The sequence below is a fragment of the bacterium genome (genome assembly GCA_030247525.1).
GTDB lineage: Bacteria > Electryoneota > JAOADG01 > JAOADG01 > JAOADG01 > JAOTSC01.
On record JAOTSC010000071.1, the window covers coordinates 1 to 17060 of the forward strand.

A 17060-nucleotide genomic window follows, 5' to 3' on the forward strand; every position below is an offset into this window, starting at 1 on the left:
ATGCCGGGTATGGGTTAAGGCAGTTTCGAGCGCTTCGGAAACATCACTCATCGATCCGCTCCGATGTCTCACCGCTTAACTCCAGCAAGGAGTTGGTAATTTCATTCCAGCGGGTTTCGATCCGTCCGTCCCATTGTCCTTCGATGGTTTCGACAATGCAACCGCCACGGGCAATGCCATGACTCGGTTCGACACTGATTTTATTGGTTGCACTCAGGATTGACGTTAAATCGACCCCCGCCTGTTGCAACACTGTTACATCGTCGGGATGGAATCGAACGGTCATGCCGGAACGGTCGCCGATCTCTTTACAAATCTGTTTCGCAATTTCGGTAACGAGAATTGGCGAAAGAGTAAGCTCGGTGGCAACCGCTTTCTTTGCAATTTCCAAGGCAAGTTTAGTAATGGTTGGAGCCAATTCCTGATAGATCGTTTCCAGTTTGGTATCGATACTCTGGGCGTAGTCGTCTAACTGCTCGGCGATCTTAACGAGTTTTTCGTGGGCGGCGGCATCCGCGACTGCGCTTCCCTCGGCATAGCCTTTGGCGTAGGCAGCGTTGACGGCGTTATCCCGCTCTTCATTTCGCTCGCTGGCGAGTTTGCGCGCCAATTGAAATGGATCACCGCGTTCTGATGTGATAGGAGTCGAAGGGATGTGCTTAACTGGATTCGGTTTTACCCAAATCGGTTCTTCCATCGAAACATCGTCGTTATTGTAGGAGTGCCGCCGTGATTTCACAGTGGTTGCTTCCAACGGATCGGTTTGTTTCGGTGGTCTCATGGTTAAACCAGTTGATCCTCAGTAGTACCGCCGGTAACAACGATTTGTCCTTCTTCTTCCAATCGGCGGACAATATCGATGATGCGTTGCTGCACTTCTTCCACTTCCCGCAATCGCACCGGTCCCATATAACTCAATTCTTCTTCAATCATTTCGGCAGCGCGTTTCGACATATTGGAAAGAATCCGGTGTTTCAATTCGTTGCTACACGCTTTGAGCGACATTGCCAGTTCTTTATTGTCGACTTCCTTGAGAACTTTTTGCAGCGAACGGTCGTCGAGATTGATTAAATCTTCGAATACGAACATCAAGTTTTTAATCTCAGTTGCAAGTTGAGGATTTTCACGAGCGATACCAGCCAAAATCGATTTCTCGTGGCGGGTACCCATCAAGTTGAGGATTTCCGAAGCCGATTTTACCCCGCCTAATTTCGAAGCACTCTGTGAGAAGTCGATTCGTGATTCCAATACTCGCTCGACCGAGGCAAGTACTTCCGGTGAAACCCGTTCCATCTGTGCTAACCGGTATAAAACCTCGACCTGCAGTGAAGGGGGAAAGTCCGCCATCACATTCGCCGCTTGGATTGGATTCAATTGGGTCATTACCAATGCAATGGTTTGCGGGTGCTCTTTTTGCAAGAACGCGAGCAACTGGTTGCTGTCAACGTTTTGCAAAATGTTAAAACCTTTTACTTGCAGGGAGAGCTGAACCTTGCGGATAATCTCAATCGCGCGTTGCTCTCCTAAAGCGTTTTCCAACACCTCTTGCGCATACGCCAGTCCACCAGATGCGATGTACTCTTGGGCAAGCACCATCTGATGGAACTCTTCCGTCACCGATTGTATGACATGCGAGGGAATGTTGTCGAGCCGGGCGATTTCAGTAGTAAGCATCTCGATTTCTGCATCGGTTAAATATTTATACACACCCGATGCCGCCTTCATACCTAAGGCGACTAAGAAAATCGCTGCTTTTGATTTCCCGCTCAGATTTGCTGCATTGACTTTCGACGCAGACTGCACGCCGTACTCCTTACTACTCAATCAGCCATGATTTAAGTAATCTTGCTGCACTCTCTGGTTTCTTCATCGCAAATTCTTCTAATTGATCCTGCATCTGTTTCATAACTGCGACTTCTTCCGACACCTCAGAATCAAAATCAGGGAGCATTTTTCTTGCTTCTTCGGTGCGACGTCCGAAACCGTCAGTGCCGGACATTAAAGCGCCTGCACTTGCCGGCATCGCACCACTGCCTAATTGATCCGGTGGACGAGGCGATAACTCGACCAGTGTTCGCTCTAAAGCCGTTTGGGTCGATTTTGCCGTCCGTTTCAAGAAGCCGCGAATCATAAACAGGATAATCAAAGCGCCGAGTATCAATACGCCGCGCTCGATCACCATCCGCCAGAATTCCATTCGCTCGGTTTGCTTAAACTCTTCTTTTTGCTCTTCGATTTGGGTGACATCGAAGGCGACATTCGAGATCTCCAATAAATCGCCTCGAGTGGAATCGAAACCGACCGCGCCGCGAATCGCTTTCGCAATCTGAGTCATTTCGATGTCATTACGCGGTTGATACTCTGATTTTACATCATCGCCTTCGCCGGTCTTTTTGTAGACGCCATCGATTAATACTGATAACGAAAGGCGCTTTATTCCACCGGTGCTGTTTACAATTTTCTGAACTGTGCGGCTGACTTCGTAATTCGTAACGGTATTTTCATTATTGGTGTTACCACTGGGACCGCCACTGCTCGTGGCTTCGGTACGTTCTTCGCTGCGAACAGCCGGATTGGTGTTGTCGTATAGTTCGCGCTGTTCCTCAATCCGTTTGAAATCGAGTTCCGCTGTTGCCCGGACAATCGCTTTGTTTTGTCCCAATAACCGGTCGAGCATTGATTGAAGATTAGCTATGACCGATTGTTCGACTTGCTGCTGCATCTGTAACTGTGTCGCGGAAAGGGCGGCGACCGGGTCGCGATCCATCAGATTGGAAAGAACATTCCCTTTGTTGTCGACAATCGTTACTTTTTCGGTCGATAGTCCTTCGACTGCTCCAGCAACTAAAAAACTAAGTCCTTGGATTTGTCCCTGTGTGAGTTGATGGTTTGATTTTAACTTCAAAACGACCGAGGCTGTTATCGGCTTTTCCTTTTCTTTGAACAACGATTCTTCGGGCATCACTAAGTGTACTCTTGCCGCTTCCACTTCATCCATCGAGATTATCGTTCGCGCCAATTCCCCTTCGAGTGCACGCCGGTAATTCAACTTCTGCATGAAGTCGCTCATACCGAAATTAACTTTATCGAACAGCTCATAACCGACCCCTTTTTGTTCGGGGAGTCCAAGACTGGCAAGCTTTAGGCGAGTATCGTAAAGATTTTCGCGCGGGATTTTGATGGTACTGCCACCCATCTCGAATTTGTAGGGGATGTTCGACTCTTGCAGATAGTTGATGACTTTCCCGCCATCCTGTTCGTTGAGTCCACTAAACAACACTGCATAGTCAGGTTTGGATGACCACCACATTAACAAGGAGATCGCAATCACACTACCAACGATCAGCATGCCAAATGTAATGCGCTGACCGTTTGTTAGCCGGCCCCAGGTCTGACGTGACTGCAGAACAAGTTCTCGGCCGCTTAAATTCATAGTACTGACTCACAACAAAAAACTGGGAATGAAAATCCGTCGTTGACTAACGACGACGATAAGGGAAGATGATTATACCTGCATCCGCATTACTTCGCGATAAGCTTCAACTAATTTGTTTCGGATTTCCATCATCAGAAGGAAACTTGTACTCGCTTTTTCGACAGCCACCATCACTTGATGGACATCCTCGACTTCACCGGTCAGCATTCGTTCGGTGCCTATTTTTGCTTGTTGCTGCAGACTGCTGACTTCCTTGAGCATCCCTTCCAGAGTATTCCCAAAGGAAACCCGTTCACTGCCAGATTGCGACTGGGAAGGATCGATATGCTTCGAGAACGGAATGTTCGGTAGCTCGGATTGGATCTCACCCGGTTCGCGTTTGGGAAGACCTTCCATATGCGGCCGTAGTGACTGGTCGGTCATGGAATGTAGGTTTCCAGCGAAACGTCCAATTTTTTCGGCGGACATTAGAAATCCTCTTATTCAATCAAAACAATCAGACCAAAAGTTTTTATGCGTACAAATCGATGAAACGTCCTAACGGCGAACCCCCATCGGATTGACCATTGCTGCCATACGCACTTGCCGATGGTAAAACCCCGCGTTGCCGCCACTTTTCTTCTAAGTCTGCTTGTGCGCGTGCCAATTGTAAGTGTTGCGTTGAACGGGTTTCACTGACATACTCTTCTTGAGAGTGTACGGTTCGTTGCCGTAGTTGTTCAAATGCCTCGACTCGCTGATCCCGGGAGCTATTCTTGGAGTATGGTGCTGGATCGGTTGAAGGCTTTGGTACTATCGGTTGTTGTGTGAACCGGGTAGCCGGTAACGCCATAATTAAATCTCCAGCGCCTTACGGAACATCCCTTTTGCCGATTGGATTACGGCGGCATTCGCTTCATAGGCGCGCGCTGCGGCAATTAAATCGGTCATCTCCTGAATCGGATTAATCTTCGGATACGCAACATAACCCCGCGCATCGGCGTCGGGATGACCGGGATCGTAAACCAGCTCCGGCTCGGTGTTGTCACGTACTTCGTTGGTCTTTACCCCCGACAGGTTGTGGTAACTGTTTAACGCGCTATTGATCGAAAGGTGGTCAAGATCCGAGTAGTCGATGTCAAGCTTAGTCGGCACTCCGGGCGAAACTGTTTCAAACGGGGTCTTATCTTCGCCAAAAATTACAATTCGGCGTTGGAACGGTCCCCCTTCTTCGGTTCGGGTGGTCTCGCTGTTCGCCAGATTCTGGGCGACGGCGTCGAGTCTGCGACGTTGAGCTAATAACCCGCTGGCACTAATGTCCATCGATGAAAAGATGCCCCGGATTGCCATCGTTTGTCCCCCTTACGAAGCGCCACCACCTCGGATTGCATTTCGTAAACCATCAAAGTAGAGTCGAATCAATCGAGCGGAAGTCTGGTAATGCAGGTTGTTGGTTGCCAAGTCCGCCATTTCTTGGTCTAAGGAAACATTATTCACACCGTTAATCGGGGGTGTCTCCTGATCGGTAAAAATCGTTCCTTCCAATTTGTCGAAAAGACCGTTCGTGAAGGGAAGGTGTCCTTCCGACGTCACTTTCAATGCGGCATTTTTTGAATCGAGAACCGATTTTAACTCTTCTTCGAATCGGACATAACGTCGCTGGTACCCCGGTGTTTCGATATTGGCAAGATTGTGAGCGATGGAACGCTGGCGACGTGAGAATGCATCCAATCCCTTCGCTAACGTCGGGATCGGAGTCTTGTCGAAGATCATATCTTTCAGAGACATAAGAGTTTCCGTCGATTCCACCGCTCAGAAATTGAGCAACAAACATGCCGCTCGCAGAATTCTATTAAGTTCTGTATTATCAATGTGTGAAGATGTTTATCCACCAGAGATACTGGTAACTTTTTCCTACTGGGAAATGTCGTTCTTTCGTTTTCATATCGCATTATTTTTGTGTATTTGTGTTGTTGAAGCAAAGATTAAGCTGTATCGAGCATAATTCTTTATTTAAAGTGTTACTTGAGATTTTATCTTGAGAAATAAAAAAGGGCGATTGATAGGAATCGCCCCATTCAAACCGCAAATTACGCGTTACTCGTCGTTGTCTCCCCCAGACTCACCAATGAATGTTCCTTCGGCACGATACTCGTTGATCTTGTTGCGAAGCGTACGAATCGAAATGTCAAGGATTTCGGCGGTACGGGTACGGTTAAACCCTTGAGCGCTCAACGTCGCAAGAAGATGTTGTTTTTCGAGTTCATGCATCGAAAGACCAACCGTTCCTGAGAGCGATCCCCCCTTCGTCTGCACATTTGTTCCGATCAAGTGGAGAAAGTGATGTTTTTCCAACCGATTGCAATTCGCCAATACCACTGCTCTTTCGATTGCATTTTCCAACTCACGGACATTGCCGGGCCAATTATATCCACGCAACACCACCATTGCATCTTCGCTCAATCCGGTTATTTCCTTTTTGCACTCTTTTGCGAAGCGGTCAACAAAGAACTTCACCAATTCCAAAATATCTTCTTTCCGATCCCGCAACGGGGGCAATTGAATGGGAATAACGTTTAACCGGAAATACAAATCCTGCCGGAATCGCCCTTTCGCAACTTCTTCCTGCAGATTGCGATTGGAAGTCGCTATCACTCTCACATTGGTTTTTTTTATCTCGCCAGAACCGACGCGAAAATACTCCCGCTCCTGAATCACCCGCAACAATTTTGGCTGCAATGATAACGGCATTTCCGACACTTCATCCAGAAGAATGGTGCCGTTTTCCGCCATTTCAAACTTTCCCTTGTAATCCCGAATTGCACCGGTAAAGGAGCCGCGAACATGGCCGAACAATTCTGATTCGATGAGCCCTTCCGGCAATGCCGCACAATTAACCGAGACAAATGAACCTTCGGTACGGGTTGAGCGTTGGTGGATTGCACGCGCGACAACCTCTTTACCGGTTCCGGATTCGCCGAGAATTAACACATTGGATTGGGTTGGGGCAACTTGGTTGATAAGACTTAGTACGTCCCGCATTACAGCGCTGCCGCCGATGATACCGGCAGGAGGTTGGTGTTCCTGCAGTGCTTGTTTCAACCGGATGTTTTCTTCGATTAACTTGGAGTGTTCCAGCGCGCGGGCGAGTAACAAACCAAACTCTTTCAACTTGAACGGTTTCGTCAGATAGTAGTAAGCGCCTTCGTACATCGCCTCTACGGCGGACTCGATGGTGCCGTAAGCAGTCATCATCAGAACAGGTAAATTCGGATTCTTCGGACGAAGTTTCTTTAGTAGTTCCAAACCGGTCATGCCGCCGAGCTTGACATCGGTGACAACCGCGTCAACTTCAGTGGTATCCAATCCATCGAGGGCATCTTCAGCACTGGTGAATAGTACAACGCTGGCGCCGTTGCGAGTCAGGTACGTCTCGAGCATTTCCAGATTCAATCGCTCGTCATCTACCACGGCGATTCGTCGTCCCTCAAACTGACTCATACGATTGGTAACTCCATCGTAAACTGACTGCCAACTCCGATTTCGGAGGAGACAGATATTGTGCCGTGATGTAACCGGACGATCTTACTTACAACAGCCAATCCTAACCCGGTACCGGTTGAACGGGTTGTAAAAAATGGGTTGAAGATTCGTTCTTGATTTTCGGGTGCAATGCCAACTCCGGTATCGCTTACTGTGACTATTACCCGGTTTTTCATCAAGTCCCACCGCAAACCAAACAACAATAAACCACCTTTCGACATCGCCTGTTTTGCATTCTTGGCAAGATTAAGCAGCGCTTCCCGCATTAACTCCTTGTCGAGTTTTACCGGGATGTTTTCGACCGGTAAATCGAGATCGATGGCAATTTTCGACTGCTTATCTTGTAGGTCGTTAGCAACCCAATCGGCGACATCGTTTAAGAGTTGTTGCAAGTCCACTCGCTCAAACGTCGGTTCGCCGGTGCGAGTGTAATTTAATAGCGTGGTAGCGATCCGGTTTAACGAATCAACCCCCTCATTGATTTTTTTGATTAACCGGTAACGGTCATCGGTTTCCGGAGTCTCTTCCAGCAGGATTTGGGCAAATCCTCCGATCCCAAACAAAGGATTCCGTAATTCGTGGGCAACATGGGCAGCCATTTCACCCAAGGCAACCAATGTTTTCTGTTCGTCGATTCGCTGTTCGAGCATCTGGATGGCAGTTAAATCTTCCAGCGAAACGACCATACCCATTCGTTCACCTGCTCGATTGTATAGCCAAGATACGACTTGCCGGATGCGAACACTGCCTTGGGGACGCTCGATGATGCGCTCGGTTGGAACTCCGATACGGGCCGGTTCGGTTAAATCGTTGGCAGGTATCGTTGGCTCCTGCGTATCGAAGAAAATTGTGCTGGAAGGCAATTCTTCCGGAGCAAGATTGAGAATTTCGCGAGCGGAACGATTCAATCGGGTAATCTGACCCAGTAAATCGATAACAACTAGTCCTACTGGAATTGACTCCAATATACTATCGAGATAGGCTTGAAACTCCCAGAGATTATTATAACCGGAATAGATCTCCCGATCCTTCCGTGCCAATTCTTGTGACAGCTCAGCGACTCGTTGCTCAAGCTCGGCATACGCAGAGCGCAATCCAGTTGATTGTTCGGAAAATTCCCGGAACAATTCAACCAGCCGCTCAATCGACATCTCTTCGGCGTTCGGTATCGGAATGGGATGTAAGTTCTGATTCATAACCAGTCGCTTGTTCTTTGGGAAAAGTATACGATGCTCGAATGCCTAAGACAATGCAAAATCGTTAGTTGACAAAAGAATGTTTATTTTATCGTCAAATCTTCGTTTTGACGATTGTACGTTGTATCCGGTGAAAAAGCTGTTGTAACTCAGCGAGAATATCGGGTGTCATTGAGGAGAATGCTTTATGTGCTCCGAGTAAGCAACACCCTTGTTGAGGCAATTCGGAAAACCGGTGGCGGACGTACTCCCGCAGTAACCTTTTGATCCGGTTACGGACAACCGCGTTGCCACATCGCTTGGAGACGGCAAAACCAACTTGAAAACAACGTTCATCAGGTAGATAGTGTAAACTTAGGTGTGTAGAAAATTTTCGGTGTCCGGTTTTTCGGACTTGTGAGATAATTTTATCGCCATGCAACCGCCGTGAACGGGGGAATGAAAAGTTGTGTACGGTTTCGATTGGAAGGGTGGTTAACATGGTTCTGCAAGATAGGCAAGAAAAACCCCGCCGTTAGCGAGCGGGGTATCAAAAAAAAAGTATGATACGACTACCCGGGTATTGAATCGCTGACGGTGAGCGAGTATCTGCCCCGAGCACGACGCCGGGCGAGAACTTTGCGGCCGTTTTTGGTCGCCATGCGGGAACGAAAGCCGTGCTTGTTCCGGCGTTTGCGGTTATGGGGTTGAAAAGTACGCTTCATTTGTAATGTCCATCCATCATGATTACTTGCAAACGCTTAGTATATGTGTTTGCAACGGGAAATGCAAATCTACGCTCTCCGAGAGACACGGAATTACTTGATTTACGAGAACAACCAGAAAGTACAGTCCAACCGACCATTTCTCAAGCAACTGTCATTCTATCATTGAGAAGAGTGAGAAGATATCCCGACGTAACAGGTAGATTTTCCTTCACTTTTGCTATTGACACGCAGTATCGAAGCCGCTTGACAGCACTGTTTCCACCCGCTACTTTGCTTAAAAGATACTCAGGGGAGAAGTAACATGAAGTGTCCGGTTTGCGATGTAGACCTGTCGATGGCCGAACGAAGCGGAATCGAAATCGATTTCTGTCCCAAATGCCGTGGGATATGGTTGGATCGCGGTGAGTTGGATAAAATCATTGAGAAATCGATGGTTCCGGCAAAGCCGTCGAGCAATCAACCGAGCGGTTATGATCGACCGCGTTATGATGATGACGATGATCGTTACAAACACGACTCGCATCACGGCGATAAACACTATCGGAAACGCAAAGGCTTCTTGGGCGAGTTGTTCGATTTTTGACACAAATAGCTTGAACAGTGGTAGTTAAAAATTAACTTGTGAACCAATGACCAATGACCAGAAAATTCGCGAGAAAAAGTGGGTTGCGTTGACTTCGATTGTCGGCGCATTGGTCATTACTGGTTTAAAACTTGGCGTTGGTCTCTGGACGAACAGTTTGGGGATTCTTTCTGAAGCGGCACACTCTGGGCTCGATTTGCTTGCAGCGGCGATGACCTACTTTGCTGTCAGTTACTCCGACCGTCCCGCCGACCGTGAGCATCAATTTGGTCATGGGAAGATTGAAAACGTTTCGGCGTTGTTTGAGACACTGCTGCTGGTTGTTACATGTTTTTGGATTATCTGGGAAGCATTTAAGCGATTGACAACGACACACGTAGTTCACGTCGACGCAAACATTTGGGGTTTTGGCGTAATCGTGATTTCGATCATTGTCGATATCACCCGTTCACGAGCGTTGAAAAAGGTTGCAAAGAAGTACAATAGTCAGGCATTAGAAGCGGACGCATTGCATTTCTCAAGTGATATCTGGAGTTCATTGGTTGTTCTCTTAGGTTTAGTTTGTGTCTCGTTCGGATACCCTTGGGTTGATACAATCGCTGCATTGCTTGTTGCAGCTCTGGTCTTGGTTGTGAGCTACCGATTGGGTAAAAAAACAATCGATACACTGTTAGATACAAGTTTACCTCAGGCTGAATTGGATTGGCTTCATAACTATCTGACCAAGCTTACAGCGCCAGTCAATGGATACCACGGACTACGCACCCGGATGAGTGGGTCGATCCGGTACATCGAATTGCATTTGGAAGTAGAACCAGCATTAACAGTGGAAACCGCCCATGCCATCGCGGAATCGGTCATGAAGGACATCGAAACTAAGTTTACCGGCGCGAGTGTAATTGTCCACTTAGACCCTTATAACGATGAAGCGGTCGATCGCTTACAACTTGACTCCTAACGACAATATTTCATTTTTCCCTCCCGCATTTCCTATCTTAGTAGCAAACGATTAGTTGTTTAGCATCATTTTCTGAGGATGACTTGAAGAATCCGTACCGGTGGCAAGCGGGGGATACGGCATCGAATGCCGAATGGGACGAGCTGGTCGAACAAGCCAATGATGGAACAATGTTTCAGATGAAACGATTTCTGGAATATCATCCTAACGGGAAGTTCATCGACGGTTCGCTTGCCTTATACAAAAAAGGAAATCTTTGGGGGGTGTTTCCGGCAGCAGTGCGGGAGCGACCGGGAACCGCGGGCGAAAGCCAGCAGTGGTTGATATCGCACCCCGGCGCCAGTTATGGCGGGATAATCACGCGGAAAATTCCAGCATTTGACGAAGCGATGGCAATTGGAGCGCTGTTGCTGGAAACCGCGAAAACGAACGGGTATAGCGGGATCGAGATTACCCCACCTCCATTACCATATCATAATATACCCTCCGATGTCTGGAACTTTGCTTTTTTGCAGTTAGGATTTCAATACCGGAAACGGGATTACACCCAAGTCGTACCACTTTGGACGGGCGATCCGTTAGCGGCATACGACAACAAGTCGTGCGGCGCATTGCGTCATGCCGAAAAAGAGGGCGTTCGTATCGAGACGGTAGATTTATCCGAAGCGAATTGGGATATCTTCCATCCGATGTTGGTCGAGAATCGCAAGAAGCACAATGTAACGCCAGCGCATACGCGCACCGATCTGACAGTACTTACGAAACTGATGCCGGAGCGGTTACGGCTCTACTTTGCGTATGATAAGGCGAATGTCGTCGTTGCCGCGACTTTGATCTTTATTGCGAATGCCACTATTCATTTGACGTTCTATATCGCTCATGACCGAGACCGTAGCGACTTGAAAGCGGTTGTACCGCTCAATCATTATTCGATTGTGCAGGCGCAACGCGAAGGGGCGCATTGGCTCGATTTTGGGATTTCCACGGTGAATGGGGTGCCGGGCGACGGATTGATTCGGTTCAAGGAGAACTTCGGAGCGCTGGGCGCTTGGCGGGACGTTTACTTTTTCGAGTTGTAGGAGTAGCGCTGTGTATCCTTATCCACGATTTTTATTGAAGTCGAAATTACATCGTGCTCGGATTACGGAAGCGAATCTTGACTATGTCGGTTCGATTACTATCGACGCCGATTTGTGCGATGCCGCCAATTTGTGGCAGAACGAAAAAGTATTGGTATCGGCAGTGACCAGCGGCGCCCGGTTAGAGACCTATGTAATGGTTGGCAAACGCGGCAGCGGCGAAATCTGCTTGAACGGTTCGGCGGCGCACCTCATCCGACCCGGCGAAGAAGTCATCATCATGGCGTTTGCAATGTCCAGCGAACCGATTCCCGCCCATGTTGTTTTTGTAGGACCCGATAACACAATCATAGAGACCAAACTCACTGAAACGCCTGACTGACGCGCAACGCGCAAACTTCTATCTCTTCCTTACCACGGCACTTTGGGGGCTGACGTTTCCGGTTATCAAGACCGCGCTCACCGTTGCGCCGGCAGGTTTATTCGTGGCGATGCGAATGACAATCGCCGCGATTCTGCTTGCAGTTTGGATGATACTCGCGAAAACTCCCTTTCGTTACCCGTTCGATAAACATGGATGGGGATTGATTCTGTCCTTTGCTGCCGGTTTTCTGCTCCAAACCTACGGTCTCCAGTTTACCTCGGCAGCGCGCTCCGGTTTCATTACCTCGCTCTATGTAATCGTTGTCCCATTTGTTGTTCTAAAAATCGCCCACGAAAAACCGCGTTTCTCTACGGTTTTTGCAATCCCATTAGCACTGGCGGGAACAGCGCTCCTGATGAATCCCTTTGCTGAAGCGGGATGGAACCTCGGCGATCTCTTGACGCTCGCATGTGCGTTGGCATTCGGATTTCAAATCGTTTGGACGAGCCGGCTTGGCCGTAACGTCCATCCCGTTACGATGATGTTTTGGCCGGCGCTCTTCACCGGTCTCATTAATTTTCTGTTGTTGCCGATTCAATGGGAGCGTTTGCAAGCGACGCAGTTTATCGCGCCGTTTTGGTGGGGATTGGCATATTCGGTACTGGGCGGTTCGATTGTCGCGATTTATATAATGAATCGCTTCCAACCGAAAACCGACGCCGTCACTGCTTCGGTGATTTACACCATTGAGCCGGTGTTCGCGGCAATCTTCGCGGTGATTTGGTTTGGCGAAACACTTACGACGACCGAACTAATTGGCGGCGGGATCATCCTATTTGCGAATCTACTTGCTCAAGTACCATGGAGTATGATTCGCAAGCAAATGAAAATGATATCTACTTGATTAGAACGATTTTCTGTTCGGTCATTTTTCCATTCGCTTCCATACGAAGAAAATAGCTTCCGGAACTAAATCCATTTCCGCTCACACTCACCTGATGTGATCCTGCCGGATAAACCTGATTCGTAAGAGCTCTCACCTGATTCCCAACTGAGTTGAAGAGCTTTAACTCGACATTCGCTGTTACAGGTAACTGAAAGTGAACGACTGTCGATGAGTTGAATGGATTGGGGTTAGTTCTCAAAGCGAATCGATTGGTAATTTCGCTGCGGTATTCACCTGCACTAAGAGTTACACCGCTGTAAACATAGGCAGCTCCCTGCTGCGAGTTGATATTGTAATCACCAACTATAAAATCGCCTCTTCCATCCCCATTCACATCACCAATTCCGTCGCAAAACGATCCGAAGGTTCCTCCGGCAATGGGGGCGTTCAATGTCCAAAGCAAATTGCCGGATTCGCCATCGAACAAGTACACAGCGCTTGCAGTTCCACAAAGGAAATCAGGCAGGGTGTCATTTGTGACCAAGCCGGCACATGCGACACCGCGAACCGGAAACGGATTCGGATTTTGAGTATAGATATTGTAGATAACGACGCCGGTAACTGGATTAATAACATAAGCAACGCCTCGCACCCCCCACTGCGGTAACGAGTCGCCGCTCGCGCTGACGATGAAATCGGTGAAACCGTCGCCATCGACATCCCCGGTTAAATCGACGGTTACACCGAATCCACCATTGCTGTAGGGTATCGGTGATGCAATCGTGCGGATAAGTGCTCCAGTCGCGCCATTAAAAGTATATATCCTTCCAGCTCGAGCGCGCCCGTTTACGGTTTCTTGTGATGCTGTGACAAAAACATCACTTCTGCCGTCTCCGGTAATGTCGCCAAGTTCACCGACTAAATGACCAAACCATCCACTGGTTTCTGGATTGGGTGACTGGAGGGTATGAAGCAAAGTGCCGTTTGCCCCATTAAACAGATAGGCATGACCTGCTTGTACCACTCGATTCACCGTCTCTTTTCTAGCACCGATAATCACATCGCAAACTGTATCGCCGTTGCATTCTCCTGCACTGCTAACCGAGTGTCCGAACCATCCGTCGATTTGAGGAGCAGGGGATTGTAAAGTATGGAGTACTGTACCGTCGGCTGGATTCATTATATATGCACGCCCGGAAAAGTTCAGATTGTTGACTCGGCTGCCATAAGCTCCGACAACAATTTCGGGAATCGTATCGCTATTCATATCCGGTAACGCGCTAAACGCTTGGCCAAATTTGCTGCCACTTTGCAGCACCGGTTCGTGTAAGTCAACTAACAAATCGCCATTTGAACCATCCATGACATAGCAGCGTCCGGCGGCATCGGTTTGGATGACCGTTTCGCTCTGAGCACCGATTGCAAGATCTGGAATACCATCTCGGTTCACGTCAGGAATCCCCTTAACGCCGAAACCAAATAAACCACCATTGATTGAGTAGGGAGATTGAATCGAGTAAAGCAAAGTTTGCGCGTGGGTTGGGAGTAAAGAAGCGCTAATTAGTGTTAACAAACTGGCAAGAGAAGCAATACTTCGTGCAGAAAACATGATACTACCTCCGCAAATTCTACATCACAAAATTGGAACCGGGATAAGCGTACTACTGGGTAAATGCCACATGAATCCATCTACTATTTCGTTGGTAAGTCGTTGAACGACTTTGCAGTAAAGTTGTACTTGATTGGAATATTGGGAAAGTAAAAGTTCAGGACTATTGACTTTGTCACTTTTATAATCGACGACTAACCACCGGTCGGAAGTTTTCACCAGTAAATCGATTGTCCCCACTAGCAGGCACTGTCCATCGGCGGTCTGCGAGAGTATCGGATACTCCCGTTCAAACATAGTTGCCGTTGAAAATGACTGGGCAAATTCGGAATGAAGAAACCGTTCCGTATACTCGATTGCCTTCGTTAAGAAATCCTGTTTCCCATCTTCAGGTAGAGAAAATTCCGGCAGCAATTTGCTCGCAATTGCCGTTACCGTATCGGTATCGGCGTCGAAGGGAACAACCGCGAGAATTTTGTGCAAGTAACTGCCGAACGATTGCCCGGTCTCGCGACTCTCACCCGAGACATCCGCATTTTTTTCATATGCATCGCTTGGAATTGGTTCATGGAAAGAGCTAATCGCCCGAATCTCAATCGTGGAGTATGGCTCCGGTGGTAGGATAGACGCATCCGGCAGCGCTGCCTCGATGGGGGGAGTGGGTTGTGTTATACAATCGGTCACGGCAAGCAGTTGTACTTCATCGGGAGATAATGTTTGTGCCGCTTCGCGGATCGATGTCCGATAACTGAAATCGCGTGGAGTTTTCCGGGACTTCTCTAAAGTGGGAAGGATGAGGCGACGTTTTGCGCGCGTACAGGCGACATATAGCAATCGTCTTTGCTCGGCGGCTTCCTTTGCCAATTGCTCCGCGGCGGCTTCCGCAAATCCGTTGGTGCGAAACCATTTTTGAAAACCGAGTTCGACCTCGCCGTTGTTGTTCGTGTGCACCATGCCAGTGGCATTATTGCGGCGCGATTCACCCCAATTGCCTGCCCCGTGAACAATCACCCACTCGAATTCCAACCCTTTTGCGCCATGTACCGTCAGTAATCGTACTGCTGGTTCCTCGGGAAAAATAAATTGCGCCTCGCGAGACGGTTCCGAACGTCCGGCACGAAGCCACTCGGCAAATTCGCTCACGGTTGTCACCGCAGGCATTCGCCTTGCCGCCGTTAAAATCCCTTCGAGTTTTCCCCGCACTGCCGCGCCGCCGCCATCATACCATGTGCGTTCGATGAGATGCGCCTGGCGATACAACTTCTGCACAATCGCTGCGAGTGGTAGCGTCGATGCTTCGCAATGAAGTTGCCATAAACCATGCAGCGCGTTTGCTAAGGTGGGGGATACGCCGGCTGGAGCGGGCATCAGATGCAGCGTCGCACTCTCCGAAGCCGCTTGCAACGCTTGTTGCCAATCCCAAAGATCACGGTCGGAAATCGCGAACAAGCTTCCGCGCAGCGCGCCTAACAACCCGATCCCATCGTAGGGATTCGCAATTACCGCCAACGCATTGGCGATGTCGGCGATGATATCAGTTGTAAAAAATCCGCGCGGCGTTTCGTTCAAATAAGGAGTGTGATGCTGCCGTAACGCTGATTCGTAAAACGTCGCTTTCGAGCTATTTGTCAACAGAATTGCGATTTCGTTCCAGGCGATTTCACCATCGGCTGTTCGTGGTAACTCACCCCGCTCGCGGCATTGCGCAAGGTATCCGGCAACCGCGGCTGCTGAGTCAGCATCCATATCCTCCATTTTTGCCCGCGAAGGATATTCGCCATCGATAATGACAAGGGATGGGGGATTACTCGCCGTTACGACCGCTTCCATCGCTACGTATTCGTCCGGGAAAAGCTCGCGAAATAGCTCGTTGACAAATTGGACGATTCCCGGAGTCGAGCGAAAATTTGCCGTTAGGTATTGTACCGCTTCAGGATTTGCCGCGAGTAGTAAACCACGTAAACGTTCGGCGAATTGCGTAACATCGGCGTTACGGAATAGATAAATCGATTGCTTCACATCGCCGACGGCAAAGAGGGAAGCGTGTTCACTTGTTGCGCGAGTTAACATCCGCTCGATGAAAATCGTTTGGCGGGGATCGGTGTCCTGCGCTTCGTCGAGGTGAAGAAACTCGCCGATGCTGTTTCCCGGATGTTGCGGTTCCGACAGAAATGCAATAGCACCTTCGATGAAATCGTCGAATCGTGCCTCGCCATTTTTGCGCAACAATTCTTGGTGAATGGTTCGCAGCTCTTGCAGCGGCTCATACCACTGTGAGACGAGACGATTTGCATAGGCGGTATGTAGTTGCTGGAGGGCGAGGAACAATTCCGTTGCGTTATTGCGCGCTTCGTCGATCCTACCCGACCAGTTCTTTGCCGCACCTTTCGTTTTCGTGGAAATAATAGAATCGCCTTTGGTTTGGATCACCGGGAGGAGGCGATTGTGCAAGTCGAAAAATGATTCCCACTCCGACGAAAAGGTTTCGGTTTTTGCAAGCTCGGTTATCAAATTTGACAGCAAGAGAAATAATTTGTCCTGCGCATCGCAGCAGTGCTGGATAGTTTGCTTGACTTCTGCGAATGCTTTTGTCAAAGCCGCTTGCCCCGAAGGGATGCTATCATCGTTTCCCGGTATCGGGATGAGAAAATCGGGACGCTCAATCGTTTGACGGGCAAGCTCGAAAATTTTCTGGCGGGTGAAAGCTTCCAGTTCGATAG

At 48.8% G+C, this 17060-nt stretch carries 18 protein-coding genes; 5 read left to right on the forward strand and 13 right to left on the reverse strand.

Going from position 1 to position 17060, the window contains the following annotated elements:
- Positions 1-43: 43 nt before the first annotated feature.
- From OEM52_07980 to rpmH, 11 genes are all read right to left on the reverse strand, one after another.
- Complete coding sequence (locus OEM52_07980; protein ID MDK9700067.1) at positions 44-781, reverse strand: FliH/SctL family protein; 738 nt, start codon at positions 779-781, stop codon at positions 44-46.
- Between the two features lie 2 nt (positions 782-783).
- Positions 784-1803, reverse strand: coding sequence for a flagellar motor switch protein FliG (fliG, locus tag OEM52_07985; protein ID MDK9700068.1), 1020 nt, complete (start codon positions 1801-1803; stop codon positions 784-786).
- Positions 1804-1816: 13 nt separating this feature from the next.
- Positions 1817-3433 (reverse strand): flagellar basal-body MS-ring/collar protein FliF, encoded by a 1617-nt coding sequence (fliF, locus tag OEM52_07990; GenBank protein MDK9700069.1) that lies wholly within the window; start codon positions 3431-3433, stop codon positions 1817-1819.
- 72 nt (positions 3434-3505) lie between these two features.
- On the reverse strand, positions 3506-3904 hold the full coding sequence (gene fliE / locus OEM52_07995; protein MDK9700070.1) for a flagellar hook-basal body complex protein FliE: 399 nt from the start codon (positions 3902-3904) through the stop codon (positions 3506-3508).
- Between the two features lie 43 nt (positions 3905-3947).
- Entirely contained in the window at positions 3948-4268 is a 321-nt protein-coding gene (locus OEM52_08000) for a hypothetical protein (GenBank protein ID MDK9700071.1), read from the reverse strand.
- Between the two features lie 2 nt (positions 4269-4270).
- Positions 4271-4765, reverse strand: a complete 495-nt coding sequence (flgC, locus tag OEM52_08005) for a flagellar basal body rod protein FlgC (protein MDK9700072.1) — start codon at positions 4763-4765, stop codon at positions 4271-4273.
- A 12-nt stretch (positions 4766-4777) separates the two neighbouring features.
- Positions 4778-5203: a flagellar basal body rod protein FlgB gene (gene flgB, locus OEM52_08010; GenBank protein MDK9700073.1), complete on the reverse strand. Its 426-nt coding sequence runs from the start codon at positions 5201-5203 to the stop codon at positions 4778-4780.
- A gap of 309 nt (positions 5204-5512) precedes the next feature.
- Positions 5513-6916: a sigma-54 dependent transcriptional regulator gene (locus OEM52_08015; protein ID MDK9700074.1), complete on the reverse strand. Its 1404-nt coding sequence runs from the start codon at positions 6914-6916 to the stop codon at positions 5513-5515.
- Positions 6913-8154: an ATP-binding protein gene (locus tag OEM52_08020; GenBank protein ID MDK9700075.1), complete on the reverse strand. Its 1242-nt coding sequence runs from the start codon at positions 8152-8154 to the stop codon at positions 6913-6915. Before OEM52_08020 ends, OEM52_08015 begins: the two co-directional genes overlap by 4 nt.
- A 94-nt stretch (positions 8155-8248) precedes the next feature.
- On the reverse strand, positions 8249-8635 hold the full coding sequence (rnpA, locus tag OEM52_08025) for a ribonuclease P protein component (GenBank protein ID MDK9700076.1): 387 nt from the start codon (positions 8633-8635) through the stop codon (positions 8249-8251).
- A 70-nt stretch (positions 8636-8705) separates the two neighbouring features.
- The gene (rpmH, locus tag OEM52_08030; protein ID MDK9700077.1) at positions 8706-8858 is read right to left on the reverse strand and encodes a 50S ribosomal protein L34; all 153 of its coding nucleotides are present in this window, start codon (positions 8856-8858) and stop codon (positions 8706-8708) included.
- A 304-nt stretch (positions 8859-9162) separates the two neighbouring features.
- Between rpmH and OEM52_08035 the strand changes: the two genes are divergently transcribed.
- From OEM52_08035 to OEM52_08055, 5 genes are all read left to right on the forward strand, one after another.
- Positions 9163-9444 (forward strand): zf-TFIIB domain-containing protein, encoded by a 282-nt coding sequence (locus OEM52_08035; protein ID MDK9700078.1) that lies wholly within the window; start codon positions 9163-9165, stop codon positions 9442-9444.
- A 46-nt stretch (positions 9445-9490) separates the two neighbouring features.
- The gene (locus OEM52_08040) at positions 9491-10402 is read left to right on the forward strand and encodes a cation diffusion facilitator family transporter (GenBank protein ID MDK9700079.1); all 912 of its coding nucleotides are present in this window, start codon (positions 9491-9493) and stop codon (positions 10400-10402) included.
- A gap of 83 nt (positions 10403-10485) precedes the next feature.
- The gene (locus OEM52_08045; GenBank protein ID MDK9700080.1) at positions 10486-11481 is read left to right on the forward strand and encodes a GNAT family N-acetyltransferase; all 996 of its coding nucleotides are present in this window, start codon (positions 10486-10488) and stop codon (positions 11479-11481) included.
- Positions 11482-11515: 34 nt separating this feature from the next.
- Complete coding sequence (locus OEM52_08050) at positions 11516-11863, forward strand: aspartate 1-decarboxylase (protein MDK9700081.1); 348 nt, start codon at positions 11516-11518, stop codon at positions 11861-11863.
- Positions 11856-12749 (forward strand): DMT family transporter, encoded by an 894-nt coding sequence (locus OEM52_08055; protein MDK9700082.1) that lies wholly within the window; start codon positions 11856-11858, stop codon positions 12747-12749. The genes OEM52_08050 and OEM52_08055 overlap by 8 nt, the downstream gene beginning before the upstream one ends.
- Here the strand turns inward: OEM52_08055 and OEM52_08060 are convergent.
- Together OEM52_08060 and OEM52_08065 are read right to left on the reverse strand one after the other, a co-directional pair.
- Positions 12742-14340, reverse strand: a complete 1599-nt coding sequence (locus OEM52_08060; protein MDK9700083.1) for a T9SS type A sorting domain-containing protein — start codon at positions 14338-14340, stop codon at positions 12742-12744. The genes OEM52_08055 and OEM52_08060 overlap by 8 nt on opposite strands.
- Before the next feature lie 24 nt (positions 14341-14364).
- The coding region (locus OEM52_08065; protein MDK9700084.1) for a UvrD-helicase domain-containing protein at positions 14365-17060 on the reverse strand (2696 nt) is incomplete at its 5' end.